The following is a 26,622-nucleotide window of genomic DNA, read 5'->3' on the forward strand; positions in this document are numbered from 1 at the left end:
CAGGCCCATGTCGTCGGCCAGGATGCCGGCGAGCCGGTGTTCGCGCAGGTACTGCAGCCACGCCAGTCCGTGAAGCTGATAGCCGCGCAGCTCCAGGCCCAGCCCCGCCGGCGGCGGCACCGGCGCAGGGCTGCCGGCCGCGCGCAGGCGCTGCGCCAGCGTGGCGAGTCCGGCGTCGCCCTGCAGTTGCCAGGCCCCGTGAGCACCGGCGCGTGCGGCCTGCGTCTGCGACAGCCCCTCCCTCAGCGCTTCGACGCGCTGCGCCTCCCAGGTGGAAAGCTGCAGCGGCCCGCCGGCCTGTCCGGCGCGCCTGGGGTCGGTGAGCAGGTCGACCATCGCGCCGACGATGGCCTTCAGCGGCCCGGCCGGCGCCTCGATGCGCCGTCCGCCCGGGGCGCGCAGCGCAATCAGCGAATGGTCGTCGATGGCGGCGATCTCGCGGGCATCGAGCCAGCGCGCGTCGCGCTTGAGTAAGTCGGCCAGGAGCGGCACCAGGTCGAGCGTCTCGCCATCGACATCGACGCCCAAACTCAGCATCCAGGACCCCTCGCGCGGCGGCTGGCGCAACGCCGCAATGCCTTGCATCCGGGGACCGAGCGGCTCGACCAGTTCGCGGCCTTGCTCGTTGCCGGTAGCCGGGTCGATCAGGAGCCGCCATGCATCGACTTGCACGCTCTGGTGGGCGAAGCCGGGCTGCACGACGATGGACCACCCCGCCTTCTGCAGCCGCGGCACCTGCTCGGCCCAGAAGTCGCCGAAGTGCGACTCTTCGGGCAGCGTCCAAAGGCCCTCATGGCCTTCGCCCGCGTCGGGGCTGCGCCACTGCAGCGCCTGGAACGGCAGCGGTCGCAGGCCCGTGCCCCAAAGGGCGTCGCGCGCGTCGGCCTCGGCCGCCAGGTCGCGCTGCAGCAGCACGCGCAGATCCCAGGCGCCGCGCAGCAGTTGCGTCGGCTTCGGGCGGGTGTTCAACACGCCCGTGGGCGCCGGGGTTTCCCAGTTCAGGCCGGCAGGCGTGGCGTAGGTCCAGTCGGCGCGCGCCACCGTGACCTGGGCACCGCGCGGGCCGAAACCGGGCGCCGCGCGCAGGCCGAGCAGGCCGTCGCCACGGGTCAGCGTCTGCAGGCTCAGGCGCGGGCGGAAGAAGCCGGGGATCGGTGCATCGGCGCTCACTGATGCGGACGGGCTCATCGAGGCGGCTTGGGGACTCCGCGGGGACGACGATCGGGCTGCTGGCGATGCGCCGTGCGCGGCTCACCTTCGGCGGGTCGGCCATCGGACGGCTGAGAGCGCGTGCGCGGATCGCGCTCCGCGGGTCGCGTTTCGGGCTGCTGCGGCCGTGGCGCCTGGGCGAACCGTTGCCGGTCTTCGCGCGCCTGCGCGAGCGCGGCGGCGAGATCGCTTTCCGACAGTCCTTTCAGCGCGCAGAAGTTCGCGGCGGTCAGCGTGGTCGCCTCGAAGGCGCGAAGCAGCGCGGCACGTTCGCTCAGCGCCTGGCCTTCGGCCGCGCGCGAGCGTCGGGCTTCGTCGTGCGTGGCGCGGTGAGCGTCGTGGGCAGCGCGCTGGGCCTCGCGCTCGCCTGCGCGCCGCTCGTCATGCGCCTTGCGCTGGGCGTCGCGTTCCGCCGCGCGCCGCTCGTCGTGCAGAGCGCGGCGGCGCTGCAGCTCAGTGGCGGCGGCTTGACGGTGCTCGTCGTCCACGGGGCCGGCGGGCAGGCCGTCGAGGTCGATGCGATCGGCCGCATCGGCCAGCGCCCTGAGGTAGGCCGTGCTCGTCGTATGCCGGTGCAAGAAGACCGAGAGCGCCTTTCTCGTGAAGACGCCAGGGGCCCGCTGCTGCACGTCGGCCTGGATGCGCAACTTCAGCGGCTTCGGCGCCCCAGGTGTGAAGACGGCCGGGAACAGTTCGACGAGGCGTGCAGCGCAGGCAGAGGGCGAGAGATCGGCAACTGCGGGCGGCGTGTTCGCGGTCGCTACCGGAGTCGGGCTCGCATCGACCGTCGGCGAGCTCTCGGCGGCCTGCGCAGGGCTTTCGCTCGCAGGCGCGGCACTTTCGGTCGCCGGCGCCTGATCCTCGGCGGTGGACCGGAGATCGTTCATTGCAGCGGAATCGGGGGCCGGGTGCGGATCACTGGCCATCGTTGCTCGCTCCGCCACGCCGCGCCACCCAGAGGGTCGCGCCCTTGTCGCCATACCGCTCCGAATGCGCAATTTCGCGGCCGAGCGTGAACGCGTCCCCGGCGTGCAAGGGCCGGGTGTCGCCACCCACGGTCAGCCACATCTCGCCGCGAACGACGAGCGCCTGAATGGCAAAAGGATGCACGTGCGTGTCGAGCACCGTGTCGGGTGCCCAGTTGCGCTCCAGAACCTCATCGAAGCCCTGCGCTCGCACCTGGGTTTCGAACTCGTTGAATGTGGCAGTGCTCATCGCGGCCTCGGAAATGGACGTTGGCCGGAATTGTGACTTCGATGGCTCACCGACGTGGCGGCGCGGTACCGTCTCCCACCGTGCGCGTCGGTTCCTGACCACGCACGATCCGATGACTCCCGACGATTCGCTGAAGACGCCCTCCACGACGGCCCGCACCCGCACGATGAGCCGCGGGCGGCGCATCGGCCTGGGCATCGTCTTCCTGTGGTTCGCGATCGGCGGCATCGCGCACTTCGTCTTCACCGATGCGCAGATGCGCATCGTGCCGCCCTTCGTGCCGTGGCCGCGCGAGGCCGTGCTCGTCAGCGGCGTGTTCGAGCTGCTCGGCGCGGCGGGCCTCCTGTGGCCGCGCACGCGCCGCGCCGCGGGCTGGGGACTGTTCGCACTGACGATCGCCGTCACGCCGGCGCACCTCTACATGCTGCAGCGGCCCGAATTGTTCGGCGTGCCGTACTGGGCGCTGTTGCTGCGGCTTCCCGTGCAGGTCGCGCTGCTCGCCCTGATTGCGTGGACTACCGCGGCACCGGCTCGGAACGCGCCGCGCGAACGGCTGCGAAGCTGACGGGCCACCGGCCGTCTCACTGCGGCTACCGCCCCGGTCAGAGCTTCTCGTCGCGCAACCAGTACCACTTGTAGAGCGCACGCTGCCCGAGCCGGCGGAACGGCGCAAAGACGGGCGACTCGACGAGCCCCATCACATTGGGAAACGGCAGCGGCGAGTTGTAGATCGGGAGCTCGAACACGGCCTTGCCGCCGTCCTTGCCGGCCACGCGCTCGGCCAGGCGGCGCCCGGCCAGTGTGGAGAACGAGACGCCGTTGCCGCCGTAACCCACCGAATACCAGATGCGCTGCGCCGGATCGGGCTGGGCGATGCGCGGCATCATGTCGTGGCTCATGTCGACCCAGCCCCACCATGAGTAGTCGATGCCGATGCCCGCCAGCGGCGGAAACTTGCGCGCGATGGCGTCGGTGAGCAACTGCTTGTGCACCGGGTCTTCGGCCTGCGCGCCGGTCACCGCGCTGCGGCTGCCGAGCTGCAGGCGGTTGTCCTTCAGCAGCCGGTAGTAAAAGCGCAGGGTGCGCGTGTCGGTGAGGAAGGTCTGCGAGCGAAAGTTCGTGGCCTTCAGCTCGGCGTCGGTCAGCACGCGCGTGACCACCGAGTTCGACAGGATCGGCATCAGCTTGTTCTTCAGCAGCGGGTTGAGCTGCTGCGCCGTGTAGCCGCCGGTGCACACGGCCACGCGCTTGGCGCGCACGGTGCCGCCGGGCGTGCGCAGGTGGTGCACGCCGCCGTGCGTTTCCCAGCCGCGCACGGGGCTGGCGGTGTGGAGCTTGACGCCGAGCGCCTGGGCCTTGCGCATCAGTCCGAACGTGAACTTGAGCGGATGGATGCCCACGCCCTCGGGCTCGTAGAACGCACCCGCGGCCTCGCGCTCGTCGCAGTGCTCGCGCCTCAGTTCTTCGGCGCTGAGCATGCGCGTGCGGTAGCCGAACTGCTCGCGCATCACCTTGGCTTCGCGAGCCAGGAAGTCGAGCTTGGTCGGCCGGTGCGCCACCCACAGGTGACCGCCGTCGTAGGCGTCGCAGTCGATCTCCTGCGTCAGCTCCTTGAAGCGCTCGAAACCGCCGCGGATTTCGGCGTCGAGCTTCTTGGCGACCTCCAGGCCCCAGCGCTCGATCCACTGCGAGCGCTTGAGGCGCCCGCTCGCGTTCTGCCCCTGCCCGCCGCTGCGGCTCGAGCAGCCCCAGGAGGCCTGGTTGGCTTCCAGCACCGTGGCCTGGATGCCGTGCTCCTGCGCAAGGAAGAGCGCGGTGGACATGCCGGTGGCGCCCGAGCCGATGATGGCCACATCGACATCCATGTCGCCCTGCACGGGGCCGTCGTCTGGCGGCGGCGTGCCGGCCGTGGCGACCCAGTAGCTCGGCGCGTAAGCCCGGCCGGCGCCGGGGTCGTGCGCGACCAGCGGGTCGTAGCGCGGATCGTAGCTGCTGCTGGGGGGCAGCGCCGCTGGGTTGAACGGCGCAGTGTGCGTGGCGGCCATGGCAACTCCGGTTCGGTTCGTTTACTGGGCGGCGGGCAGGTTGGGCCGCGCCTTGCGGAACACGTTCTTGCTGTGGATCTTTGCGCCCTTGAAGGTGAACAGATCGATGCCATCGACCTCGATGCGGCTGCCGTCGGCGGCCGTGCCGGTGAAAGTCCATTGCGAAAAGCCCTTGTCACCCTGCACGAGGTGCGTGGCGTCGCGCCACTGCGCGTCGGGCACCGCCTCCCAGGCGGCGGCGAAGGCCTTGCGCACGGCGGCCTGGCCGACGTGGCGGCTGCCGAAGCGCTCGGCGCCGGCGGCGGTGTCGAACACGCAGTCCTCGCTCATGAAGGACATCAGCGCGTCGATGTCGTGGCGGTTCCAGGCCTCGCCGAAGGCGGCGAGAGTGGCTTCTGTGATCGTGGATGACTGGCTCATGGGTTCTCCTGAGGGCGAGCACTCGCCCTGATGCCGTCAGCGTAGAAAGCTTCGCCTTTCGCCGATAGAGCCAGATGCAGGGATTCGTGCGCGCCAGCCGTAGACTTCGAAAGCCATGCGCAACCCCCAGAGCACCCAGTGGGCCCAGCTCTTCGAGCTGCCCGAGCAGCCCGGCCTGCCGCTGCAGGGCCGCTTGCGGGTGGCCGTCGTGCAGGCGGTGCTCGACGGGCGGCTTTCGCCTGGCGCGCCGATGCCCTCATCGCGCGAACTGGCCCGGCTGTTGGGGCTGAGCCGCAACACGGTGACCTCGGCCTACGAGCAGTTGATCGACGAGAACTTCCTCGAAGCGCGTCCGCGCAGCGGCGTGTTCGTGGCGGCCAACGCGCGCGCGCTGCCGGCGGTGCAAGCCGAGCCGCTGCCGGACGGCGGTGGCCGTTCAGGCGCGGCGCCGGATTGGCAAGCCCGCGTGCTGCGCTCGCTGCTCGACCGGCCCACGCTGACCAAGCCGGATCGCTGGCGTGAATACGCCTACCCCTTCGTGTACGGCACCTACGACTCGCAGCTCTTCCCCACCGAAGATTTCCGCGAGTGCTGCGTCCGAAGCCTGGCCCGCGCGCAACTACCGCACTGGACGCCGGATTTCGAGACCGACGACGTGCCCGACCTCATCGAGCAGATCCGCCTGCGGCTGCTGCCCAAGCGCGGCGTGTTCGCGCTCAAGGACGAGATCCTCGTGACGGTCGGCTCGCAACAGGCCTGCTACCTGCTGGCCGAGGCACTGTTCGACACGGGCACTCGCGTCGGCTTCGAGGAGCCGGGCCATCCTCATGCGCGCAACACATTCTCGCTGCGCGACCCGCGCTGGGTGCCGGTGCCGGTGGACGAGGAAGGCGTGGTGGTCGACGGCATGCCGGGGCTCGATTACCTTTTCGTCACGCCCTCGCACCAGAGCCCGACCACCGTGACCCTGGGGTTGGAGCGCCGCCAGCGGCTGCTGCGCCAGGCCGAGCTGCAGGACTTCGTCGTCATCGAGGACGACTACGAAGCCGAGAACCTGTACGTCGGCGCGCCCATGCCCGCACTCAAGAGCCTGGACAAGACCGGGCGCGTGATCTACGTCGGCTCTGTTTCCAAGAGCCTGTCGCCGGTGCTGCGGCTGGGCTACATCGTCGCGCCGCGCAGCCTGATCGCCGAGCTGCGCGTGCTGCGCCATGCGATGGTGCGCCACCCGAGCGCCTTTCTTCAGCACGCCTACGCGCTCTTCCTCTCGCTCGGCCACCACGAGTCGCATGCGCGGCGCGTCAACCAGGCCCTGCAGGAACGCATGGCGCTGGTGGCGCAGGCGCTGCGCGAGCACCTGCCGGATTTCGAGTTCGCCCTGCCGCAAGGCGGCGCTTCGATCTGGGTGCACGCGCCGGCCTGGGTGGACAGCGGCGACCTGGCCATCATCGCGCGCCGCCACGGCGTGCTGATCGAAGTGGGCGACGTGTTCTATGCACGACCGCCCTACCCTTGCCCGTTCTTCCGGCTGCGGCTGTCGTCGATCGCCGCGGCACAGATCCCGGCGGGCATCCGCGCGCTGGCACTGGCGGTGGACGAGCTGGCGCACGCCCGCGGCGAAGCGCGCAGTACCCTGCGAACGCACTGAAAGCTCCCTCTCCCTCTGCGAGAGGGTCGGGGGCGAAGTGGGGCTTTCGAGCCGCATCCGGCGAGCCCACTGAGCGGTCCGGGCTTGCAAGCCCGGACGCGCACTGCAAGTGAGGGCCAGGCCGGAGCGCCCCTCACCCCCGCCCTCTCCCCAAAGGGGCGAGGGAGCAAGAGGCCAGGCGTCTGCGCTGCGGGTATCCCCTGATCTGCTGGCCCTATCGCCGGCCGAGGGCTGGCACTTCCGGCCCCGCCCTGCCGCGCGCACAGTCGAGACAGCGATGGACGCCGCGCGCCATCGATTCACCGTCCGGGCTTCACAGGAGAAACCGATGAGCATGCAAAAACACCTTTCGATCTGGCTGGCCACCGCCTGCGTCGCCCTGAGCGGTGCGGCCGGTGCGCAGACCAAGACCGTCACCTTCGCCCACCAGGACATGCTGGTACCGCTGCGCCTGGTCATGGAGTCCGGCGAGGTGGAAAAGGCGACCGGCTACAAGATCAACTGGCGCCAGTTCGACGGCGGCGGCAACGTCATCCGCGCGATGGCCTCGGGCGACGTGCAGATGGGCGAAGTGGGCTCGAGCCCGCTGACCGCCGCGGTCAGCCAGGGCCAGGACATCCGGCTGTTCTGGATCTCGGCCGACATCGCCAACGCCGAGGCGCTCATCGCGCGCAACGGCTCCAACATCGACAGCGTGAAAGACCTCGTCGGCAAGAAAGTGGCCACGCCCTTCGTCTCGACGGCGCACTACCAGCTCATGGCCGCCATGAAGCTTGCCGGCGTCGATGCACGCAAGGTGACGGTGATGAACATGCGACCGCCCGAGGTAGCTGCCGCCTGGGAGCGCGGCGACATCGACGCGACCTTCATCTGGGACCCGGTGCTCTCGCGCATCAAGGACAGCGGCAAGTCCATCGCCACCTCCGGCAGCATCGGCAAGCAGGGCCACCCGACCTTCGAGGGCATTGCCGTCGATGCCAAGTGGGCCGCTGCGAACGAGAGTTTCATGGTCGCCTTCGTCAAGGCGCTCAACCGTGCCAACGACGAGTACCGCAGCAAAGGCGCGGGCTGGACGGAAACCTCGCCGCAGGTCAAGGCGATGAGCAAGTGGACCAAGGCCGATCCGAAGAACGTGGTGCCGACGATGGCGCTTTACGGTTTCCCCACGCTCGAGGAGCAGGCTTCCAGCACCTGGCTCGGCGGCGGCGCCGCCAAGGCCATGAGCAACACGGCCGCCTTCCTCAAGGAGCAGGGTCGTATTCAGGAAGCCAAGCCGAGCTACGCCGGCTACGTGACCGACGTGTACGTGAAGAAGGCCATGGCCCAGTAGCTCTGCCGGCGCGAGCTGGCCGCGGCACTGCCGCGCGCGGCTCGCGCCCTGTACATCACTCGCGAATACGCGGAGGCACCATGCCCACGCTCGACATCAAGGACCTCACGGTCAACTACGCCGTCAAGGGCGGCACGCTGCAGGCGCTGGCGCCCGTCAACCTGAAGATGCACGACGGTGACTTCGTGGTCGCACTCGGCGCTTCAGGCTGCGGCAAGACGACACTGCTCAACTGCATGGCGGGCTTTTTGCCGCCTTCCACCGGCAGCATCCTGCTCGACGGCGCGCCGATCGACGGCCCCGGCGCCGACCGGGGCGTGGTGTTCCAGAAGCACGCGCTGATGCCCTGGCTGACGGTGCGCGACAACGTCGCGCTGGGCCTGCGCATGCGGGGCGTCGGCAAGGCCGAACGCAACCGCACGGCCGAGGCCAAGCTGGCGCTGGTCGGCCTGGAGCAGTACGCGGATCGCGCGGTGTACGAGCTTTCGGGCGGCATGCAGCAGCGCGTGGGCATTGCCCGCGCACTGGCCAGCGACCCGGCGCTGCTGCTGATGGACGAGCCGATGGGCGCCCTGGATGCCTTCACCCGCGAGACGGTGCAGGAGATCCTGCTGCGCGCCTGGCAGGCCACCAACAAGATGGTGTTCTTCATCACCCACTCCGTCGAGGAGGCCCTGTTCCTGGCGACCCGGCTGATCGTGATGAGCCCGAGCCCGGGGCGCATCTCGCACGTCTACGACGACATGCCGTTCTCGCGCAGCTTCCTGAAGCACGGCGACGCGCGCAAGGTGAAGTCGGAACCCGAGTTCATCCGCCTGCGCGAAGAGGTGCTCTCCATCATTCATCACCGGGAGGCCGCTCATGCCTGACGTCATCGTTCCGGCAGCGACCGTGGTGCCGCCTGCCTCGCCCACGACGGCCCCGCCCAAGAGCGGCGCCGCCCTCAAGACCAGCAAGTTCAAGGTGCCGGGCGAGGGCTCGAGCGCCGGCATCAGCGTCGTTTCGATCCTGGTGCTGCTGCTGCTGTGGTTCGTGATCACCAACATGGGCTGGGTCAAGCCGCTGTTCCTGCCCAGCCCGCAGGCGGTGTTCCAGCAGTTCTACGAATACCTGACCGGCCAGGCCAACGACAAGCCGCTGTGGGAGCACTTCGCGGCGAGCATGTTCCGCGTGTTCTCGGCCTTCGCGCTGGCTTGCGCGACGGCCATTCCGATCGGAATCGCGATGGGGATGTCGCGCGTGGTGCGCGGCATCGTCGATCCGCCGCTGGAGTTCTACCGGCCGCTGCCGCCGCTGGCCTACCTGCCGCTCATCATCATCTGGTTCGGCATCGACGAGCTGCCCAAGGTGCTGCTGATCTTCCTGAGCTGCTTCGCGCCGCTCGCTCTGGCCGCCCGCTCCGGCATGCGCAGCGCCTCGCAGGAACAGATCAACGCCGCCTATTCAATGGGAGCGACCTACACGCAGGTGATCCGCCACGTGATCCTGCCCTCGGCCCTGCCCGACATCCTCATCGGCATGCGCATCGCCATCGGCTTCGGCTGGACCACGCTGGTCGCCGCGGAGATGGTGGCCGCCAGCACGGGCCTCGGCCAGATGGTGCTCAACGCGTCGAACTTCCTGCGCACCGACATCGTCATCATGGGCATCATCGTGATCGGCGTAGTGGCGTATCTGTTCGATCTGCTGATGCGCTGGGTGGAGCACAGGGCGGTGCCCTGGAAGGGGCGGATGTAGCTTGTGGCGCCTTCGGGCGCTGCGAGCCGGGCGGCTTCTCCTGAAAAGCTCTATGAATCTGCAAGTCCTCAGGCTGTGAGCGGGCTTGCGCTGCTAGCATCAGTTGCACAACAAGCAAGAAGAGCAGGGGCAACGATGCCGGAGGTTGATATCGAACCGCGCCGCTGCACAGGAGCACACAGTTTTTTGCTCCCGGTGAAGCTCGATCGAGAGCATCCGCCCGCGGCATGAACACGACAATCTGCGTTTCATCGGCCGCGGCAGCAAGCAATTGCAAAAGGGTTCGGTACCCGCTGTGACCCCATCGCTCTTCGCGCAGTTGGAGCGAATGCTGAGCGTCATGCTGTTGGACGCGGAAGAAGACCCGCTGCGCATACGCCGCTTGCAGGCGTTTGCGGAACATGTGCTGCTGCAAGCGCCGCATCGACAGGACGAAACGCTGTTCGCCCTGTTCCAGCGCAAGTCCCGAATGTCGGAGCGCTACAGCGTCGAGCATTCCTTGTCTTGTGCGCTGGTCGCAAACTGGGTGGCTTTGCAGCTGGATTGGACGATCGACGAGCGGCGCGCCCTGGTCAATGCGGCGCTCACGATGAACATCAGCATTACCGCGCTGCAAAACGAACTGGCTCACCGTGAGCGGCCGTTGACGATCGAGCAACGGCAGGCCGTGGCGGGCCACGCGCGGCAAAGCGCTGACTTTCTGCGCAGTTGGGGCGTTTCCAATGCGCTGTGGCTGAAGGCCGTCGAAGCGCATCATTTGCCACGGGAGCGGGGATTACCGCTGTCGAGCTTGGAGCCTTCGGACCGCCTTACCGAGCTTTTGCAGCGTGTCGACATCTTCTTGGCCAAGCTGAGTCCTCGCGCAGGACGTAGAGCGCTGCTCACGACTGTCGCGGCGAGAGACGCATACATTGGTTCAGACGGTCGGCCGGATGAAATCGGCACTGCGACTTTGCGCGTTCTCGGGCTGTACCCACCGGGAACATGGGTCAAGTTGGCATCTGGCGAGTTTGCAGTGGTTCTTTGCCGGGGAGCCCGAGCAGATCAACCCTTGGTGGCAAGCGTGGCGGACCCAAGGCGCCAGCCCTTCGAGGTGCCCCTCGTCTGCCGCACCGACGAGCCCCTGTCTGCGGTGCAGGCGGCCTGCCGAGCAGACGAGGTCCGGCTCACGTACGGGCAGGAGCTGTTGTGGAACCTGGTGACCGATCAAGCCCCGCTGGCACCGCCGGCCGAGACAAGCGCAGAACGCGACGGCGGCCGTGCATCGACGCCGGCCTCACCAACATGAACACGCGATCGAAAAAGCACCCGGCACCGCGGACCTTCAAGGCTCACACAGAACACGGCAAACAAAAAGCCCCGCAAGTCAACGACTTGCGAGGCTTGTGTTTCTGGTGGGCGGTGCAGGGGTCGAACCTGCGACCCCTGCTGTGTGAAGGCTAGCTCTGCGACGAACGAACCGCAGTGCTAGGCCGGCCTCGGTCAGCACCGTGATCGGGTCTTCCTTGGCATAGGCGTTGAGGTCGCTGATGACGAGCACGTCGTCGTCATTATTGTCAAGACGGTTTCGCCGGACGCCTACATTGCATGAGACCGGCTGTGATCCCCTGTGCGCGGTATCGGCCTGCGTAGCTAAATGTCGTTGTTCCTGTGTCGAGGGCGCCGTTTGCGCATCTTCTCGTATAGCGCCATCAGGGGCGTGACCGATATCCCGTGCGCGACGATCGAGGCCACCACGGCCGATAGCGTCAATGCGACCAGCGTCCGCGCAACGGTCGGATCGAGGCCATGCGTCATGGCATAGCCCAGGTAGTACATCGAGCCGATGCCACGCACGCCGAACCACGCGATGAGGCCGCGCTGGAGGCTGTCGGTCGACGTGCCCACCAGCCCCACCGCTACCGACACCGGTCGGATGACCAGAAAGAGCACCGGCACGAACCACCAGGGGACGAGCGACCAGTCGACCATCCACAGCATCACGCCCACCAGCACCACCGCGGCGACCTCCCCGATCCGCTCCAGCTGCTCGGTGGAGCCGAGCATGGCGTGCGCCATGAAGGCCGGTGCGTGAGCGGGGTGCGTGGCGACATGCTCCGCGTCGATAGGCGGTGTCGGGTTGGTCAGCGACTGCTCCATGATGACCTCCGGCGCCGGTGCCCCTGCGTCCAGGGTGTCGCGGCCGGCCTCGGTTTCGCTGTGCTCGACCCGGCGCAGCGCAACGCCGGCTGCAAAGACCGCGAGGAAGCCATAGGTCGTAGCCGACAGCGCGGCGCCATACGACAAGGCGATGAGCCCCAACGCAAGAAAGTCGTCGTAACCCACCGCCTGCTGGTGTCGCAAGCGCAGCCAAAGGACGAGCCGGCCCATCAGCGTGCCCAGCGCCGCACCGATGGCCAGCCCACCCAGGATGGCCCACAGCACATCGACCATGAGCCAGCGCGTGCCCCAGTCTCCCAGCGGGTGCAAGCCCAGCAGGCCCAGCCCCAGCATCACGAACGGGAAAGCCGTGCCGTCGTTCAGGCCACCTTCCCCGGTCAGCGCCATGCGCAGCCGACTGCGGTCTTGCGGATCGGCGACTTGCACGTCGGACGCAAGCACCGGGTCGGTGGGGGCGAGGATGGCGCCGAGCAGCACGGCCGCGCCGAGCGGCAACCCGATCGCCAGGGCGACGAGGGCGATCAAGCCGACCGTGATGACCATCGAGCCGATCGCCAGCCGTAGGGACAGCAGCCAGCGGCGGTCATCGACCGCGACGCTCAGTTTCATGCCGACCGTGAACAGCGAGACGACGACCACGACCTCGGCCAGATGCTCCAGCAGCTGGGCATCGACGATCGGATCGAAGCGCACGAGCCCCAACCCGAGCGGCCCGATGGCCAAGCCGGCGGGCAAATAAAACATGGCCGTGCTGAGCGGAAGGTGACGCAGGGCAGACCCGCTCAGCGCCATGAACATGAGGAGGCCGCCCACGATCAGCGCCCAGATGGCGACATTCATTTCGTTTTGATGAGTTTGGGAGGATGGGGAGAGCTTGGCAATCGTGGTGCCGCAACCCGGCAGTCGCCAACGAGCGCGACGGTTTCAGCGCCAGGCCATTCGGCGCGGCCGCGTGGCTTACGAGCCCAAATTGCTGCTGACCGCGCAGTAAGCGACGGGTGCTGAGACTGCCTCGGGCGAGGGGTTCAGTCTCGCTTCACTCATCGCGGCACCCGCGACAGCAGTACGCGAATCTCGCCGCGCAGCGCGGCCACCTCGACCGTCAGGGTGGCGATCGCTGCGGAACCCGCAAGCTCACCGTCGATGTTCTCTGCATCGCGGCCGACGAAGAAGGTGGCGAGCGTGGCGGTCACGTAGCCGAAGACCCCAAAGGCATAGAGCGCCAGAAAGACGCACAGCACGCGGCCCTCGACCGTCTCGGGCCAGAACTGCGAACCCATCGTCGTCATGATCATCCCGGTCCACCAGAGAGCCTGGCCGTAGGTGGCGAGCCCCCCTGCGGTTTGGTTTTCGAAGGCGTACATCCCGGCGGCGCCGGCGAAGGTGACCAGCACCGTCAGCGCTGCCACGTAAGCGAAACCGCGGCGGCTCAGGCTGGCCCCCAGCGCGCCCATGCCACGGTTCACCGAGCTGATGACGCGCAGCAAACGCAGTCCGCGCGCGGCGCGCGTGACGCGAAACACCCGGAGCACGCGAACGATGCGAAACAAGCGCAGCGCCGGCACCAGCAGCGACACCGCGGTCAGCCAGTTGCTCTTCAGATAGGCCAGTTTGCGGGGGGCGAGCACGAACTCGAGAACGAAATTGAGAATGAACACAATCCAGATGACCGTGCCGACGGTCTCGAACCACCGGCTGGTGCCCCAGATCAGCTCGATCACCAGCAGTGCCAGCCACGCGAAGGCAAGCACCAGCATCGGTGTCTCGAGCCAGCCCTCGAGCCGTTGCAGCAAGCGATAGCGCTCGCTCTCCAGCACTGTTGTGCCGGCTTCATCGGTGTTTTGCTGCTCTGAACCGCCTGGTTGACTCATGAGCGTCCTCGCCGTTTGACCATCCTGGCCGCCGCGGCCCGATTGCAGCAAATTTTGTGCTGACTGGTCGCATATGTGCCGACTCGATCGGCTCGCAGGTCAGCGCAGCACCTTTGAGCTCCGTAGGTGCGCCGCTTGCCCGAAGTTGCCACGCATCGTCGGCCAGGCTAGGCTGCGAGCTATGAAGTTCAGGTCGAAGGCGCGCGTGTGACTGGCGAAATTGCGGATCTGAACCGAGTGCGCGCTGTCGGCGAGCGTGTCGCTCGGCCGAAGTCGCCGATCCTGGATCGCGTCGATGTGAGGATGTCCGATGTCGTTGTCGATTGCACCGAAAAACGTCTCGTCGAGCTGGGTGCGGCCGATGCCGAGGTGCTTGTTCTCGCGCCCGACATCGCCGCCTTTCTGGATGCGCGCCCGGGTCTGAACAAGGTCGTCGTCACGCTCCAGCCTCCGTACGAGATTACCGTCGAGTCGCAGTTCTCGGCCGCCGGTTACTCGCTACCGCCGCCCGCGCCAAGGTGCGCGGCCGACTGGTCACCAGCAACGGCGCTCTCATGATGAAAATCGTCGACCTGCGCCTGGCCGGCTTCCCCATCGGCACGATGCCTGCCTTCGCCCTCGAAAGGCTGATCAATCCGCTGGTCGATTTGTCAGCACTGCCTGCCCCATCGCAAGTCACGTCCGTGCAGGTGTTGCCGGCCGCGGTGCTGCTGACCGCGAGCGGCAGCCAGAAAGTCGCATTGAGCGGCAATGGCGCTGCACATCTGCACAACCCGGTAAGCGAAGACTCCGGGCTCTGAACGCGGAGCCCTCCGCCTGACCGGGCTGCGTCCGCGCTTCATTGCGCCGGACTGCGTGATAGGTTCTCCATTCCGATTCAGAGATGCGGCTGTCCTGGTTCGTGTCGGCTCGGGAGAATTCAATGCTCGATCGTGCGAGTGGCCCGTGCGAGTGCGAGGCGGACCCGGACCGCCGGCTGAGCGCGGGCTGGCACGCCCGCAACCGCAGCGGGCACCGGTCAGCGCTGCGGCGCTCGAGGCTGCATGTTCCAGATCTGCGACGCGTAGGTGCCGACACTGCGATCGGACGAGAACGCCCCCATGCCGGCAACGTTGGCGATGGCATGCCGAACCCATCCTTCACCGTCGCGGAACAGCGCATCGACGCGCTGCTGCGCCGCCAAATAGGAGTCGTAGTCGGCAAGAAGCTTGTAGTGGTCGCCACCCCACAACAGCGCGTCGATCACGCCGCGGTAGCGGTCGGGCTCTTCCGGCGAGAACCGGCCGCCGGCGATCGCATCGAGCACCGCCTTCAGCCGCGCATCCCCCTCGTAGAGGCGCAGTGGCTGGTAGCCGCCTCGGTTGAGTTCGGCAATCTCGTGCGTCTTATGGCCGAACAGGAAGATGCTCGCCTCGCCGACCTGATCGCGGATCTCGATGTTGGCACCGTCCTCGGTACCGATGGTCAGCGCGCCGTTCAGCGCCAGCTTCATGTTGCCGGTGCCGGAGGCTTCGGTGCCTGCGGTGGAGATCTGCTCTGACAGGTCCGCGGCCGGCATGATGCGTTCGGCAATCGATACGCCGTAATTCGGGACGAACACCACCTTGAGCCGACCCCCGACCACCGGGTCGCTGTTGACGACGGCGCCGACGTCGTGGATCAGCCGGATGATCTGCTTGGCCATGTGATAGGAGGACGCCGCCTTGCCAGCGAAGATCACGGTGCGAGGCACCCAGTCGGCTCGCGGATCGCGCAGGATGGCGTGGTAGCGCGTGACGACATGCAGCAGGTTGAGAAGTTGGCGCTTGTATTCGTGGATGCGCTTGACCTGCACGTCGAACAGGCTGCCCGGGTCGATCGTCAGGCCGAGCTCGCGCGCCATCCAGGCCGCCAGCCGCTCCTTGTTGGCAAGCTTGACGCGTGCGAAAGCGGCGCGGAAGTCCGCGTTGTCGGACTGCGGCCCGAGGTCGCGCAGCCGGTCGAGCTCCTGACGCCAGCCGCTGCCGATGCTGCCGTCGATCAGCGCAGCCAGGCTGGGGTTCGCCTGAGCGAGCCAGCGGCGCGGCGTCACGCCGTTGGTCACGTTGGTGAAGCGCTCCGGATAGAGGCTGGCGAAGTCGGCGAAGATGGTCTTCACCAGCAACGTCGAATGCAGCGCAGAGACGCCGTTGACCTTGTGGCTGCCGACGATCGCGAGGTGCGCCATGCGCACGCGGCGCTCACCCGCTTCCTCGATCAGCGACAACCGGCGCAGAAAGTCGTCGTCGCCCGGGCGGTGGTGCGCTGCCTCCACCAGGAAGTCATGGTTGATGCGCAGGATGATCTGCAGGTGGCGCGGCAGCACGTGGTGCAGCAACCCGACCGGCCAGGTCTCGAGCGCCTCGGGCATCAGCGTGTGGTTGGTGTACGAGAACACCCGACGACACTGCGTCCAGGCATCGGCCCAGCTGAAGGCGTGCTGGTCCACAAGGAGCCGCATGAGTTCGGCCACCGCGATGGCCGGGTGGGTGTCGTTCAGGTGGATCGCCACCTTCTCGGCCAGGTTGTCGAGGCTGCCGTGCTCGGCCAGGTGACGCGACACGATGTCGTGCGCCGAAGCGGCGACGAAGAAGTACTCCTGGCGCAGCCGCAGCTCGCGTCCGGCCGGCGTGCTGTCGTTCGGGTACAGCACCCAGGAGATGTTCTCGAACTCGTTCTTCACCTCGGCCGCGCGGGCATAGTCGCCGCTGTTGAAGGCGCGCAGGTCGATGTGCGCCGGCGCCGCCGGCTTCCACATCCGCAAGGTGCCGACATGCCGCGTGCCGTGGCCCGGGACCACCATGTCGCAGGCCTTGGCGCGGACTTCACCCGCCGGATGCCAGACGGACACCTCGCCCCGCTGCTCGACCCAGCCGCCGAAGTGCACCGGCACATCGATGCCGGCACGCGGGAACTCCCACGGCGTGCCGTCGGCGAGCCAGGGATCGGGATGCTCGACCTGCCGGCCGTCGAGAATGTCCTGGGCGAACATGCCGTACTCGTAGCGGATGCCGTAGCCGAAGGACGGCAAGCCGAGTGTCGCCATCGAGTCGAGGAAGCACGCCGCCAGGCGGCCGAGGCCGCCGTTGCCCAGAGCCGCGTCCGACTCCTGTTCCTCCACGTCCTCGAGGCGGCGAGCGTGGGCCTGTACGGCAGCGGCCGCGTCGTCGCGCAGCCCGAGCGCAGCCAGCGCATTGCCGAGGCTGCGCCCGATGAGGAACTCCATCGACAGGTAGTAGACGCGGCGCACCTTCGCAGCGCGCTCGGCGGCCTGCGTATGCACCCAGCGCTCCGCCAGTTGCTGGCGCGACTCGTGCGCCACCGCGCGCATCAGGTCGGACGGCGTGGCCTCGTTGGGCGACACGCCCACAGTGGTGAGCAAGTGATAGTTCAATGCCGTCAGAGCGGTATGGTCGCTGCGGTCCCTGCGGTCCCTGCGGTCGAATTTCATCGGTGGGTTCCCCATCTGTAGTTGCGAACGCGGCGAGTACCGATGCAGTGATTGCGCTACGTCGCCGCGGCGTGCACTATCCGGCCTGCCACCCGGCCCTTCGGAGACGACATGCATTCTGCGGAACTGGCTCGCAATCTGGATCTCCCGAAACGAGCCGTCGCGCTGGTGCTTGCGGGTGGACGCGGGAGCCGGCTCAAGGATTTGACCGACCGCCGCGCGAAACCGGCCGTGTACTTCGGCGGGAAATTTCGGATCATCGACTTTACGCTGTCGAACTGCATGAACTCCGGGCTGCGGCGCATCGGCGTCATCACCCAGTACAAGTCGCACAGCCTGCTGCGGCACCTGCAGCGCGGTTGGGCCTTCCTGAAAAGCGAGATGAATGAATTCGTCGACCTGCTGCCTGCTCAACAGCGGCTCGACGAGGAGTCGTGGTACCGGGGCACCGCGGACGCCGTGTGGCAGAACCAGGACATCATCGACGGCTACGACGCCGACTACGTGTTCGTGCTGGCCGGCGACCACATCTACAAGATGAACTACGCGCTGATGCTTGCCGACCACGTCGCCAGCGGCGCCGAATGCACGGTCGGCTGCTTCGCGGTGCCGCGCGAGGAAGCCACCGCCTTCGGCGTGATGGCGGTCGATGAGCAGATGCGCATCGTCGATTTTGTCGAGAAACCCACCGATCCGCCGGCCATGTCCGGCCGGCCTGACATGGCGCTGGCCAGCATGGGCATCTACGTTTTCAACCGCCAGTACCTGAACGACGAACTGAAGCGCGACATCGCCGATCCCGGCTCGTCGCACGATTTCGGCAAGGACATCATTCCCCGTGCGGTACGCAACCGGTGCGCGGTGGCCCACCCGTTCAGCCTCAGCTGCGTGTCGACCCACGTGGGCGACGAACCCTACTGGCGCGACGTCGGCACGATCGACGCCTACTGGGACGCCAACATCGACCTCACTGCGACCGTGCCGAAGCTCGACCTGTACGACACGCGCTGGCCGATCTGGACCTACCAGCAGCAGTTGCCGCCTGCCAAGTTCGTGCACAACCAGCCCGATCGCCGAGGCTCGGCCGTCGAGTCGATGGTGTCGGGCGGCTGCATCGTCTCGGGCGCGGTGTTCCGCTCGGTGCTGTTTTCCAGCGTGCGCATCCATTCGCACGCCAAGGTGGACTGGGCCGTCGTCCTGCCCGGCGTGGAGGTCGGGCGCGGCGCGCGCATGACACGCGCGGTGATCGACCGTGGCTGCATCATCCCGGACGGCATGGTGATCGGCGAAGACCCAGCGGAGGACGCCAGGCGCTTCCATCGCAGCGAGAGCGGCATCACGCTCGTCACCCGCGAGATGCTCGCGCGGCTCGTTTGAAGGCGTCCGCCGCTGTGCCGAGAGTGCTCCAGTTGGCAGCGGAGATCTATCCGCTGGTCAAGACCGGTGGTCTGGCCGACGTGGTCGCCGCACTGCCGCCGGCCCTCGTTCGTGCCGGCGCGGACGTGCGCCTGCTGCTGCCCGGCCTGCCTGCCATCGCTGAAGCCCTGCTGCAACCGGAGACCGTTTGCGAGATCGGGCCGGCCTTCGGCGCCGCCCGCATCACGCTGCGACTGGGCCGCCTGCCGGGCAGCCCCGTTCGAGCCTATGTGGTCGATGCGCCCTACCTGTACCGCCGCGGCGGCGGCCCGTACCAGGACGACCGCGGAGCGGATTGGCCGGACAACCTGCAGCGCTTCGCGCTGCTCGGCTGGCTGGGCGCCCACCTCGCCGCTGGCGAGCTCGACCCGGGCTGGACGCCGGACGTCGTGCACGCGCACGACTGGCATGCGGGGATGGCCTGCGCCTACATGCGAGCCCATCCGGCAACCCGCGCCACGTCGGTCTTCACGGTTCACAACCTGGCGTATCAGGGACTGTTTTCGCCGGGCGGCTTCGGTGCCCTCGCGCTGCCGCCGCGCTACATGAGTCTGGAAGGCCTCGAATTCCACGGCCAGCTATCGTTCATGAAGGCTGGACTGAACTTTGCCGACCGCATCAGCACCGTGAGCCCGACCTACGCCAGTGAGATCGCCGCGCCCGAATTCGGCTGCGGCTTGGACGGCGTGATCAGGGCTCGCCAATCCGACGTGTCGGGCATCCTCAACGGCGTCGATCGCGACGTGTGGAGCCCTGAGAGCGACTCCGAACTCGCGTCGCGCTACAGCGCGGAGCGTCCTCAGGGCAAGCGCGAATGCAAGGCTGCGCTCCAGCGGGAAATGGCGCTCCCTCCCGACGCCGGCGCGCCGCTGCTCGCGGTAGTCAGCCGCCTGAGCGAGCAGAAGGGGCTCGATCTGGTACTGGGCGTGTTGCCGGCGCTGCTGCGGCTCGGCGCGCAACTGGTCGTGATCGGCACCGGCGAGCCGGCCCTCGAAGCTGCGTTGCGCGACGCCGCGCAGGCCGAACCGCTTCGCGTGGCGGTGCGCCTCGTCTACGACGAAGCGCTGGCCCATCGCGTCATCGCCGGCGCCGACGCGATCCTCGTGCCCTCGCGCTTCGAGCCTTGCGGGCTGACGCAGATGTACGGCCTTCGCTACGGCACGCTGCCACTCGTGCGACGAGTCGGCGGCCTGGCCGACACCGTGGTCGATGCCAGCGCGACGAATCTGCGCAGCGGCACGGGCACCGGTTTCGTGTTCGACGATGCCACGCCAGCCGCACTTGAACAAGCCGTCGAACGCCTCGTGGCGCTGTACCACCGGCCCAGCGACTGGCAGCAAGCCATGCGGCGAGCGATGGCCGAGACGTTTTCATGGGATCAGGCAGCCGTGCAATACATGGCGCTGTACCGCGGCGCCATGGCTACCACGTGACGGCAGGCCATTCAGCGTCGCGCGCGAAGCCGACCTCCGGTGAGAGTGCCCGGCCGCCTGCCTGCTTGAGCACAACAGGCGCTTCCCTGTCGCACTGGCGCATCGTCAATGGCACAACTCGATGGAAGACTTCATCGGATCAGTTGCCAACGCCATTCGTCACGAGCCATGGAACAAGCGATCAGACCGTGGGCCACGAGACGCCCTTCCGGCTCGAGGACACTCGGGCACTCCGCGTCCGACTTCAGATGGAAAACAGAGTACGCGAGCTTGGCGATCGACAGCAAGCTTGGCCGCTGCAACCCGGTCGGCCTTACTCAGCTTTTAGTTGTTGCTCGCTGGCGACTGCGGCAATTTACGGTCGCCGCAGCGTCCAGAAGCCGAGTCGGCCCAAGCTGGCCGCAAGGCGAAGGCGCGCCGCGCGCAAGTTCGCTTTCGACTGCAATTGCTCGAGTGACGCGCCGGCCTTCGAGCTCTGTGCACTGAGCAGGTCAAGCATGTCGCCCTCGCCTTCGCGAAACAACGTCTGTTCAGCCTGGAGCAACTCGCTGGACAGCTCCAACAGCCTCGTCGCGTCGATCATCACCCGCGTTTCGGTCTCCAAGGTGTGAAAGGCCTCCCAGACTTCGAGTGCGACCGTCTGTTCGACCTCCGAGACTTCAGAGCTGGCGGCATCGACCTGGGCCAGGGCCTCGCGCTCGCGGTAGTTGCGCGCAAAGCCGTCGAATAGCGGGATGCTCAGCTGCAACGACAGGCTGTTTTCGCGTACCCGAGCGTCGGGAATCTCATTGAAGCGCCTGTTGCCATAGGCCAGGCCGAGGGTCGGCCTATATGCCCGGCGCGCCGAGTCGGCGCTCGCGCGTGCGGCGTCGAGACGCAGGCGCGCCGCTCTGATTGCCGGATGTGCAGCCTGCGCCTGCCGCAGAAGTTCTTGAATCAACTGCACGAAGCCGAGATCCGGCGGTGGTTCATCCTCGGCCGCTATGTCGACCGCGATGTCGGGCCCGTGTCCCAGCAGGATCGCGAGCTGACCCTGAGCAAGGCGCAACGCGCCCTCGGCCCGCCCACGGTCCAGCGTGGCTTCGGCGACCGCAGTCCTGGCCTGAAGCTTCTCGGCAAGATCCACGTCCTCGTCTTTCAGCACTTCTTCGGCTTCGCGCACGATCTGCTCGCTGAACTGTTCGACTTCGCGCGCGATCGCCAGCTCGCTTTGGGCCGCAAGCAGCGTGAAGAAAGCGTTCGAAGTATCGAGAAACACGCGTTGCATCGTCGCGTCGTGAGTTGCGGTGGCTGCAAGCAAGGTGTGACGAGCGCCTTGGACGGCCGCGTCTCGTTGCCCGAAATCGAACAACATCCACGTCAGCTCGACGGCGCCGCTTTCGGCCGTCTCTGCGATCCGGCTCTCGCTGCCGTCTTCCCGGATGCGAAGCCGGTCGCGCGAGAGCTCGAGACCCGCGGATACTTCGGGCAGGTAGCCGGCCCTCTCTATGCCGAGTTGAGCCGCCGACGCCCTGGCCTGCGCCCAGGTTTGCCGCGTTCGCGGGTCGTAGCACAGGGCACGCGCGACTGCCTCGGCCAGCCCGATCGTGCCGCCTGGCACGCCGGGCGGGCAGCCAGCCTCAACACCGCCGGCCGCGTCCATCACGACGCCCAGTTCCGGAGGCGGTGGCACCCCGGCCGCGGTGCTGAACGGGTCCAGGCCCCAGGCGGGCCCGGCCACCGCCAGCAGCAGCGCACAAAGCGGTCTTCCTGGTTGCCTCGACATGGCACTCCTGCTTGGAAGTTCGTTTTCCGGTCGCTTTATGCTTATCCGGCAGGTGACAACCGCCGGCGTTCACCACCACGCGATCGCCATGATCCGGTGCTGCGCCGACATACGCCAAGCGACATGACGTCCGTAGCAGGTGCAGGCGGATCGCGATTCGACGTCGATCAGGATGTCATCGAAATCGAGAAACATCCGGTCGTGGGGGTACACAGCCTTGAACACCGCCTCCTTGATTGAGAACAGTGCCTCGACAGGGGACAGGGTGCCGCCGTCGCACATGGACCGACGTTCGAGCGGGCTCGCGACGAGCGCCAGCAGGTCTTCGTCCGGCGGCTCGATACGCTCGATGTCCAGACCCATGCCGCCCAGCACATCGGAGCGCCCGACCACGGCGGCCGCGAACACGTCGTCGTGCGCGAGCGAACCCACCGCGTGCTGCGGCCACGCCGGCATGCCGCCCGGACGGCGTACCAGATCGGTGGCTTCAAGGCCGATCGCCGCAAACAGCTCGCGGGCAAGTGCACGTGCCGCGCCGCTCGCCCGGCGCCGAACCGCAACCCGCGCCGGCAGGCTGGCGGTTTCAGCGGCCGTCAGCAACTGCTCATCCTGCGGTCGAATGCGCCGCAGCGCCCCGACCGCGCCGGCAGGCAGCATGCCGCGGAGCAGCTTCATGAGCAGGGCTTCTTCAAGGCAAGGCGGTGGCGATATGGTCGGCGCCAGCGGCGGGCACATGGACTTCCTTTGCCGGGTTCCCTCGCCAGTGCGACCGCACAGCCGGGCGCTCGCCCTTCATCAGGAATGAGTCGGCGTCCAGGCAGACGTCGTCGCCCATCTCGACGCTGTAATGAACAAAAGCCTTTCCGCCGATCGTGCAACCGTCGCCGATCACGATGCGGTCCGACTTGAAGGTGCCGTCTTCCAGCGAGTGACCCTGGATCAGGCTCTGGTTGCCCAGGGTGCAGTGATCGCCGATCGAGACCAGCGTCTTCTCCGGAATCGAACAACCATCGTCGAACAATTGCCGGCCCACGCGTACGCCGAGCATTCGCCACACCAAGCCCTTGAACGGTGTGCCGTTCAAAAGCATGAGCACCAGGTTGTCGTTGCTCATCCCGAGCTTCCAGTAGCGCTCATGGCGCCAGAAGGTCGGGTCGTAGATCGAACAGTAGCGCGGCTGCAGGCGCTTGAAGTCCCGCGACGCCCAGTCGACGAAAACGTGGTGCAGGATCAGCAGCCCGAACGTCGGAAACGTAAGCAAGGGGATGAACAGTGCGCCAAAGAACCCGAACGCGACATATGCCAGGGTCAGCGGTAGCGTGATCAGGTTGAAGACAATGCCGTAGGACAACACGAAGAACAAAATCGTCAGTGCATTCGAAGCGTTCTTGGCGGCGAGCCGGCGGGCCAGCACTTGCGGCTCTTTGCAGTCGTCGAACCGGCTATCGCGGCGTACCGAGCGAGGGATCTCGAAACAAGGCGACCCGAGCAGGCCGACATTGCTCCGCATCGGGCCATCGATCGGAATCATCGCTTTGGTCGCGAGCAGGCAATTTTCGGCCGTTTTGCCCTGCGGTGGATAAAACACGCTGTTGCCGATGAAGTTGTGCGCGCCGATCGAAACCTTCGATAACCGAAAGCTCGCGCAGGAGTACTCGGCATTCAGCAGCGCCAGACCGTCGGACACCATCGTGCCCCGACCGAACTCGCACAGCAACGGATTGTCGTGCTGCTGACTCTGGCCGAAGTTCGTTCCGGTCTGTTCGATGCCGTTGTTGAACCGGTAGCCGAGTGCACTCAGGTAATGCACCACGAACGAGCTGTCGCCGAAAAGCGTGTTGTAGAAATTCGAATTACTGATGTTGTGGATGTGGCGGTGCAAGAAGTAGTGAAACCCGTACAGCGGGTACGTTCGGTCGGGAGCGATAAACAGGTTCAGCAAGCGCGGTGCTGCGAGCACGAACGCCAGACCGGCCAGCAATGCACCGGCGTAGACGAGCGAGGTGATCGACATTGCCCCGAGCGCTGTCGTCCACAGCGGCGCGTCGTTCAGCGGCGCGGACGCCTGCAAGCGCTCGACGCTGTCCATGCGGGAGTACTGCTGCTTGCCTTCGAACAGCAAGCAGGCCGCGAACATCGGCAATGGCACATAGACGAGTAGCAGCGAAGCCAGCTGCACCGTTGAATAGGCGAGTCTGCGGACGATGCCAACGTCACCGTCTGGCAAGCGCCGGTACTGCGCCTGAGTTTCCTGCGCCGGTGAGCCGTGGTAGCGGCGCCCGGCCGTCAGCCGCTGGCCCGTCTGCAACGACGACGCATGGCCGAGCTGGCTGCCGTCTTCCATCACGGTGCCGATGTCGAGCACGGTAGCTTCGCCGATGAAGGTGTTGCGTCCGATGTCAATGCGTCCGCAGCTGACTCGGTTCGATTCGGCCTTGTACGCCGCAAACATTACGTTCTTCGTGATCACCGCTCGCTCGCCAATCGAGACCAGGTCGGTGCACACCGGTACATCAGGCGACAGCACCACCGCATTCCATGCCACCTTCGCACCGAGCAGCCGCAGGTAAGCCACGTACAACGGCGATCCGACGAATGCCACCATCGGGTTCAGTCGAGTCAGCAGCCGTACGGCCCAGAAGCGCAGGTACTTGATTCCCCAGACAGGAAACGTCTCTTCCTTCCAGCGTCCGATCAGCAGCCACTTGAGCAGCACGGGCGCTCCCGCCGCAATGACGAAAGCGCCGGCGCCAAACACTGTGGCGCGCAGATAGGTCGATAGCAGATCGACCGCTTCGACGGTCCAGAGAAACCCTTCATAGAAGATGAAGGCCTGGAAGTACAGGTAGGCGAACGCGATCGCCACCTGCAGTGCGCCGCAGGTCCCGTAGGCAAGCCCGCTCGCCACATGACTCGCGTTGTCGCGCCGCTCCGCGACCGACTGTTGCGGCAAGGATGCGAGCAAGCCAGCCAGCTTGCGCACGCTCGGCTGCAGGTAGATGTCCCTCATCGAAACGTTCGTGATCTGCAGCTCTTTGCGCAGCTTTGCGTTGAAGCGCGCCATCAGCAGCGAGTTGGCTCCCAGGTCGTCGAAGAAATGATCCTCGACCGAGACCCGGTCAAGCTGCAGCAGCTCGCCCAGCACCTGGCACACAGTCGACTCCAGCGCCCCGATTGGCGCCACGTACCGGCTATCGTCGCTGTGCAGCCGTGTGCCGTGCGGAAGTGGCAGGGCTTTGCGGTCTGCCTTGTCGCTGGCCAGCATCGGTATCGATGCCAGGTGCTCGCAATACGCCGGAACCATGTAGCCGGGCAGCCTGGCACGCAGTTCCCGCGCCACGTCGTTGGCCGAAAGCGGCTGCGTGTCCGGATGCAGCGTGTAGTACGCCACCAGCTCCGTCGCGCCGGGCGCGGACTCCCAAGTGTTGACCACGGCCTGAGCCACCTGCGGGATGTGCATGATGACCGACTCGATCTCCGTCAGCTCGATGCGGTAGCCGCGGATCTTGACCTGCGTATCGATGCGCCCGAGGTACTCGACCTGCCCGCTCGGATCGATGCGCCCCAGGTCCCCGGTTCTGTAAATGTGCCCCGACGGATTGTTCGGTATGCCCAGAAAGTCGGGGATGAACGCCTGGCGGGTCTGCTCCTCGCGGTTCAGGTAGCCGGCGGCCACGCCAATGCCGGCGATTCCGATCTCGCCAACCTCTCCACGCGCCAAGGCCTGGTTTTCACCCGGCGTCAGGATGACGATCGAATAGGTCGGCAGCGGCCGGCCGATCGTCACCCGCTCTTCGGGCATCAAGGTCGCGATCGTGGCCGTCACGGTGGTCTCGGTCGGGCCGTACGCATTCAGGATCCTGCGGCCCGTCCGGTGCCAGCGCCTGACCAGATCCCGCGGGCACGCTTCGCCCGACACGATCAGCAGGCGCAGGGCGGGCAGGTCGTCTTCGAGTGTGGCCAGCAGCGTCGGCACGCAGCACATCGCAGTGACCCCGCGAGCTCTGGCGAATGTGCACAAATCGCTGCCGAGCAGGCTGACGCCGGTCTGGTTCGGCACCAAAGCGGCACCGACCACCAACGGTACCCAGACCTCCTCGACCGCGAAGTCGAACGCCATCGTCAGGCCCTGGTAGACACGATCGGTCTGCTCATAGCCGTAAACCTCCGCCGCTACGCGGACGAAATTGCAGATGCTGGCGTGCTCGATCGGCACGCCCTTCGGGCGCCCGGTCGAGCCGGAGGTGTAGATCACGTAACACAGCTCGCTGACCGGCGGCGCCGTCTCATTTGACTCGAGTGGAGTGTCCGGCTGTGCGTCCATCTGCGCGACGAGCTGATCGATGCAGATCAGCGGCACGCCTGCGCCCTCCGCAAGCCCGAAGTAATTGGTCAGCGTCAACAAGGCACCCATGCCGGAATCGCGGACGATGTAGGCGATGCGATCGGCTGGAAATACCGCGTCCAGCGGCACGTAGGCCGCGTTGACCTTCAGCACCGCCAGCATCGACACGTGACTGTGAACGCTCTTGTCGAACAGCAACCCGATCACATCCCCGGCGCCGATGCCCTGCTGAATCAGCAGTCGAGCCAGCTGGTTTGCCCGGGCGTCGAGTTGCAGGTAGGTCAGCGCGCCTTCGGCGCCGTCGACTGCCTGGTGTTGCGCATCACCCTCGGCCACGAAGCGGGCGCATCTCTGCTCGAACAAATGCTGCAGACGCTCGCCGGGTTTCCAGCGGGGGCCGTTGTACGCATCGGCGCAACAAAGGACTTCGCGTCGGTAAGCGTGGCCTCAAGGCCCTCTTGCCCGTTCACGACGAGATGCGCACGATCGCCTGATCGAGCGCGCCTGCGATGGTGTGCATCAAGCCGGTAATGCACATCATGGACAAGCAAGTCGTAGG

20 protein-coding genes and 1 pseudogene are annotated in these 26,622 nt (G+C 66.8%); 10 read left to right on the forward strand and 11 right to left on the reverse strand.

Annotation, left to right across the window (positions count from 1 at the left end; translation table 11 throughout):
* The 3 genes and pseudogenes from H0W40_RS12290 to H0W40_RS12300 form a co-directional block, all read right to left on the reverse strand.
* Window positions 1-1,188 (reverse strand): annotated as a pseudogene (locus tag H0W40_RS12290) (ATP-dependent helicase); the annotation flags it as partial.
* Window positions 1,185-2,096: a ProQ/FINO family protein gene (locus H0W40_RS12295; RefSeq protein ID WP_292446536.1), complete on the reverse strand. Its 912-nt coding sequence runs from the start codon at window positions 2,094-2,096 to the stop codon at window positions 1,185-1,187. The gene H0W40_RS12295 and the pseudogene H0W40_RS12290, both read right to left, overlap by 4 nt.
* Window positions 2,097-2,124: 28 nt before the next feature.
* Window positions 2,125-2,424, reverse strand: a complete 300-nt coding sequence (locus H0W40_RS12300) for a cupin domain-containing protein (protein WP_292446538.1) — start codon at window positions 2,422-2,424, stop codon at window positions 2,125-2,127.
* Window positions 2,425-2,536: 112 nt separating this feature from the next.
* Here H0W40_RS12300 and H0W40_RS12305 point away from each other — a divergent pair, with 112 nt between their 5' ends.
* Window positions 2,537-2,989 carry a hypothetical protein gene (locus tag H0W40_RS12305; protein WP_292446540.1) on the forward strand — a complete coding sequence of 151 codons (453 nt, stop codon included), beginning with the start codon at window positions 2,537-2,539 and terminating at the stop codon, window positions 2,987-2,989.
* Between the two features lie 37 nt (window positions 2,990-3,026).
* On the opposite strand, the gene H0W40_RS12310 is transcribed toward H0W40_RS12305, so the two are convergent.
* Window positions 3,027-4,469, reverse strand: a complete 1,443-nt coding sequence (locus H0W40_RS12310; RefSeq protein WP_292446542.1) for an FAD-binding oxidoreductase — start codon at window positions 4,467-4,469, stop codon at window positions 3,027-3,029.
* A 21-nt stretch (window positions 4,470-4,490) separates the two neighbouring features.
* Entirely contained in the window at window positions 4,491-4,889 is a 399-nt protein-coding gene (locus H0W40_RS12315; protein ID WP_292446544.1) for a nuclear transport factor 2 family protein, read from the reverse strand.
* Window positions 4,890-5,004: 115 nt separating this feature from the next.
* On the opposite strand from H0W40_RS12315, the gene H0W40_RS12320 reads away from it, so the two are divergent.
* The 5 genes from H0W40_RS12320 (at window position 5,005) to H0W40_RS12340 (ending at window position 10,892) form a co-directional block, all read left to right on the forward strand.
* A complete protein-coding gene (locus H0W40_RS12320) occupies window positions 5,005-6,537 on the forward strand; it encodes a PLP-dependent aminotransferase family protein (RefSeq protein ID WP_292446545.1) in 1,533 nt (510 codons plus the stop codon).
* A gap of 328 nt (window positions 6,538-6,865) precedes the next feature.
* Entirely contained in the window at window positions 6,866-7,867 is a 1,002-nt protein-coding gene (gene tauA, locus H0W40_RS12325; protein ID WP_292446546.1) for a taurine ABC transporter substrate-binding protein, read from the forward strand.
* Between the two features lie 80 nt (window positions 7,868-7,947).
* Entirely contained in the window at window positions 7,948-8,736 is a 789-nt protein-coding gene (locus H0W40_RS12330; RefSeq protein ID WP_292446548.1) for a taurine ABC transporter ATP-binding protein, read from the forward strand.
* Window positions 8,729-9,604 carry an ABC transporter permease subunit gene (locus H0W40_RS12335; RefSeq protein WP_292446549.1) on the forward strand — a complete coding sequence of 292 codons (876 nt, stop codon included), beginning with the start codon at window positions 8,729-8,731 and terminating at the stop codon, window positions 9,602-9,604. The genes H0W40_RS12330 and H0W40_RS12335 overlap by 8 nt, the downstream gene beginning before the upstream one ends.
* A 328-nt stretch (window positions 9,605-9,932) precedes the next feature.
* Window positions 9,933-10,892: a phosphodiesterase gene (locus H0W40_RS12340; protein WP_292446551.1), complete on the forward strand. Its 960-nt coding sequence runs from the start codon at window positions 9,933-9,935 to the stop codon at window positions 10,890-10,892.
* Window positions 10,893-11,236: 344 nt separating this feature from the next.
* Here H0W40_RS12340 and H0W40_RS12345 read toward each other — a convergent pair whose 3' ends face one another.
* Both H0W40_RS12345 and H0W40_RS12350 read right to left on the reverse strand, forming a co-directional pair.
* The gene (locus tag H0W40_RS12345) at window positions 11,237-12,604 is read right to left on the reverse strand and encodes a cation:proton antiporter (RefSeq protein WP_292446553.1); all 1,368 of its coding nucleotides are present in this window, start codon (window positions 12,602-12,604) and stop codon (window positions 11,237-11,239) included.
* A gap of 200 nt (window positions 12,605-12,804) precedes the next feature.
* The gene (locus H0W40_RS12350) at window positions 12,805-13,686 is read right to left on the reverse strand and encodes an ion transporter (protein WP_292446554.1); all 882 of its coding nucleotides are present in this window, start codon (window positions 13,684-13,686) and stop codon (window positions 12,805-12,807) included.
* 186 nt (window positions 13,687-13,872) lie between these two features.
* On the opposite strand from H0W40_RS12350, the gene H0W40_RS12355 reads away from it, so the two are divergent.
* Both H0W40_RS12355 and H0W40_RS12360 read left to right on the forward strand, forming a co-directional pair.
* Window positions 13,873-14,193 carry a hypothetical protein gene (locus H0W40_RS12355; protein ID WP_292446556.1) on the forward strand — a complete coding sequence of 107 codons (321 nt, stop codon included), beginning with the start codon at window positions 13,873-13,875 and terminating at the stop codon, window positions 14,191-14,193.
* On the forward strand, window positions 14,190-14,435 hold the full coding sequence (locus H0W40_RS12360; RefSeq protein ID WP_292446558.1) for a hypothetical protein: 246 nt from the start codon (window positions 14,190-14,192) through the stop codon (window positions 14,433-14,435). Before H0W40_RS12355 ends, H0W40_RS12360 begins: the two co-directional genes overlap by 4 nt.
* 218 nt (window positions 14,436-14,653) lie before the next feature.
* Here H0W40_RS12360 and H0W40_RS12365 read toward each other — a convergent pair whose 3' ends face one another.
* Window positions 14,654-17,104 carry a glycogen/starch/alpha-glucan phosphorylase gene (locus H0W40_RS12365; protein WP_292446560.1) on the reverse strand — a complete coding sequence of 817 codons (2,451 nt, stop codon included), beginning with the start codon at window positions 17,102-17,104 and terminating at the stop codon, window positions 14,654-14,656.
* Between the two features lie 111 nt (window positions 17,105-17,215).
* Between H0W40_RS12365 and glgC the strand changes: the two genes are divergently transcribed.
* Entirely contained in the window at window positions 17,216-18,481 is a 1,266-nt protein-coding gene (gene glgC / locus H0W40_RS12370; protein ID WP_292446561.1) for a glucose-1-phosphate adenylyltransferase, read from the forward strand.
* Window positions 18,482-18,495: 14 nt separating this feature from the next.
* Window positions 18,496-19,953, forward strand: coding sequence for a glycogen synthase GlgA (gene glgA / locus H0W40_RS12375; protein ID WP_292446563.1), 1,458 nt, complete (start codon window positions 18,496-18,498; stop codon window positions 19,951-19,953).
* A 355-nt stretch (window positions 19,954-20,308) separates the two neighbouring features.
* On the opposite strand, the gene H0W40_RS12380 is transcribed toward glgA, so the two are convergent.
* From H0W40_RS12380 to H0W40_RS12390, 3 genes are all read right to left on the reverse strand, one after another.
* On the reverse strand, window positions 20,309-21,718 hold the full coding sequence (locus H0W40_RS12380) for a TolC family protein (RefSeq protein WP_367153806.1): 1,410 nt from the start codon (window positions 21,716-21,718) through the stop codon (window positions 20,309-20,311).
* A gap of 69 nt (window positions 21,719-21,787) precedes the next feature.
* Complete coding sequence (locus tag H0W40_RS12385) at window positions 21,788-22,393, reverse strand: 4'-phosphopantetheinyl transferase superfamily protein (RefSeq protein ID WP_292446565.1); 606 nt, start codon at window positions 22,391-22,393, stop codon at window positions 21,788-21,790.
* 13 nt (window positions 22,394-22,406) lie between these two features.
* Window positions 22,407-26,399: a Pls/PosA family non-ribosomal peptide synthetase gene (locus H0W40_RS12390; protein ID WP_292446567.1), complete on the reverse strand. Its 3,993-nt coding sequence runs from the start codon at window positions 26,397-26,399 to the stop codon at window positions 22,407-22,409.
* Window positions 26,400-26,622 lie beyond the last annotated feature (223 nt).

Origin of the sequence: Methylibium sp. (assembly GCF_013817345.1) — a bacterium.
Lineage (GTDB): Bacteria > Pseudomonadota > Gammaproteobacteria > Burkholderiales > Burkholderiaceae_C > Methylibium.

Coding starts and splice junctions, on each gene's coding strand:
- H0W40_RS12365 (WP_292446560.1), bottom strand. CDS start 17,104: ATGAAATTCGACCGCAGGGACCGCAGGGACCGCAGCGACCATACCGCT.
- H0W40_RS12380 (WP_367153806.1), bottom strand. CDS start 21,718: ATGTCGAGGCAACCAGGAAGACCGCTTTGTGCGCTGCTGCTGGCGGTG.
- H0W40_RS12295 (WP_292446536.1), bottom strand. CDS start 2,096: ATGAACGATCTCCGGTCCACCGCCGAGGATCAGGCGCCGGCGACCGAA.
- H0W40_RS12320 (WP_292446545.1), top strand. CDS start 5,005: ATGCGCAACCCCCAGAGCACCCAGTGGGCCCAGCTCTTCGAGCTGCCC.
- H0W40_RS12305 (WP_292446540.1), top strand. CDS start 2,537: ATGACTCCCGACGATTCGCTGAAGACGCCCTCCACGACGGCCCGCACC.
- H0W40_RS12330 (WP_292446548.1), top strand. CDS start 7,948: ATGCCCACGCTCGACATCAAGGACCTCACGGTCAACTACGCCGTCAAG.
- H0W40_RS12385 (WP_292446565.1), bottom strand. CDS start 22,393: ATGAAGCTGCTCCGCGGCATGCTGCCTGCCGGCGCGGTCGGGGCGCTG.
- H0W40_RS12340 (WP_292446551.1), top strand. CDS start 9,933: ATGCTGAGCGTCATGCTGTTGGACGCGGAAGAAGACCCGCTGCGCATA.
- H0W40_RS12315 (WP_292446544.1), bottom strand. CDS start 4,889: ATGAGCCAGTCATCCACGATCACAGAAGCCACTCTCGCCGCCTTCGGC.
- H0W40_RS12310 (WP_292446542.1), bottom strand. CDS start 4,469: ATGGCCGCCACGCACACTGCGCCGTTCAACCCAGCGGCGCTGCCCCCC.
- H0W40_RS12345 (WP_292446553.1), bottom strand. CDS start 12,604: ATGAATGTCGCCATCTGGGCGCTGATCGTGGGCGGCCTCCTCATGTTC.
- tauA (WP_292446546.1), top strand. CDS start 6,866: ATGAGCATGCAAAAACACCTTTCGATCTGGCTGGCCACCGCCTGCGTC.
- H0W40_RS12360 (WP_292446558.1), top strand. CDS start 14,190: ATGATGAAAATCGTCGACCTGCGCCTGGCCGGCTTCCCCATCGGCACG.
- H0W40_RS12335 (WP_292446549.1), top strand. CDS start 8,729: ATGCCTGACGTCATCGTTCCGGCAGCGACCGTGGTGCCGCCTGCCTCG.
- H0W40_RS12300 (WP_292446538.1), bottom strand. CDS start 2,424: ATGAGCACTGCCACATTCAACGAGTTCGAAACCCAGGTGCGAGCGCAG.
- glgC (WP_292446561.1), top strand. CDS start 17,216: ATGCATTCTGCGGAACTGGCTCGCAATCTGGATCTCCCGAAACGAGCC.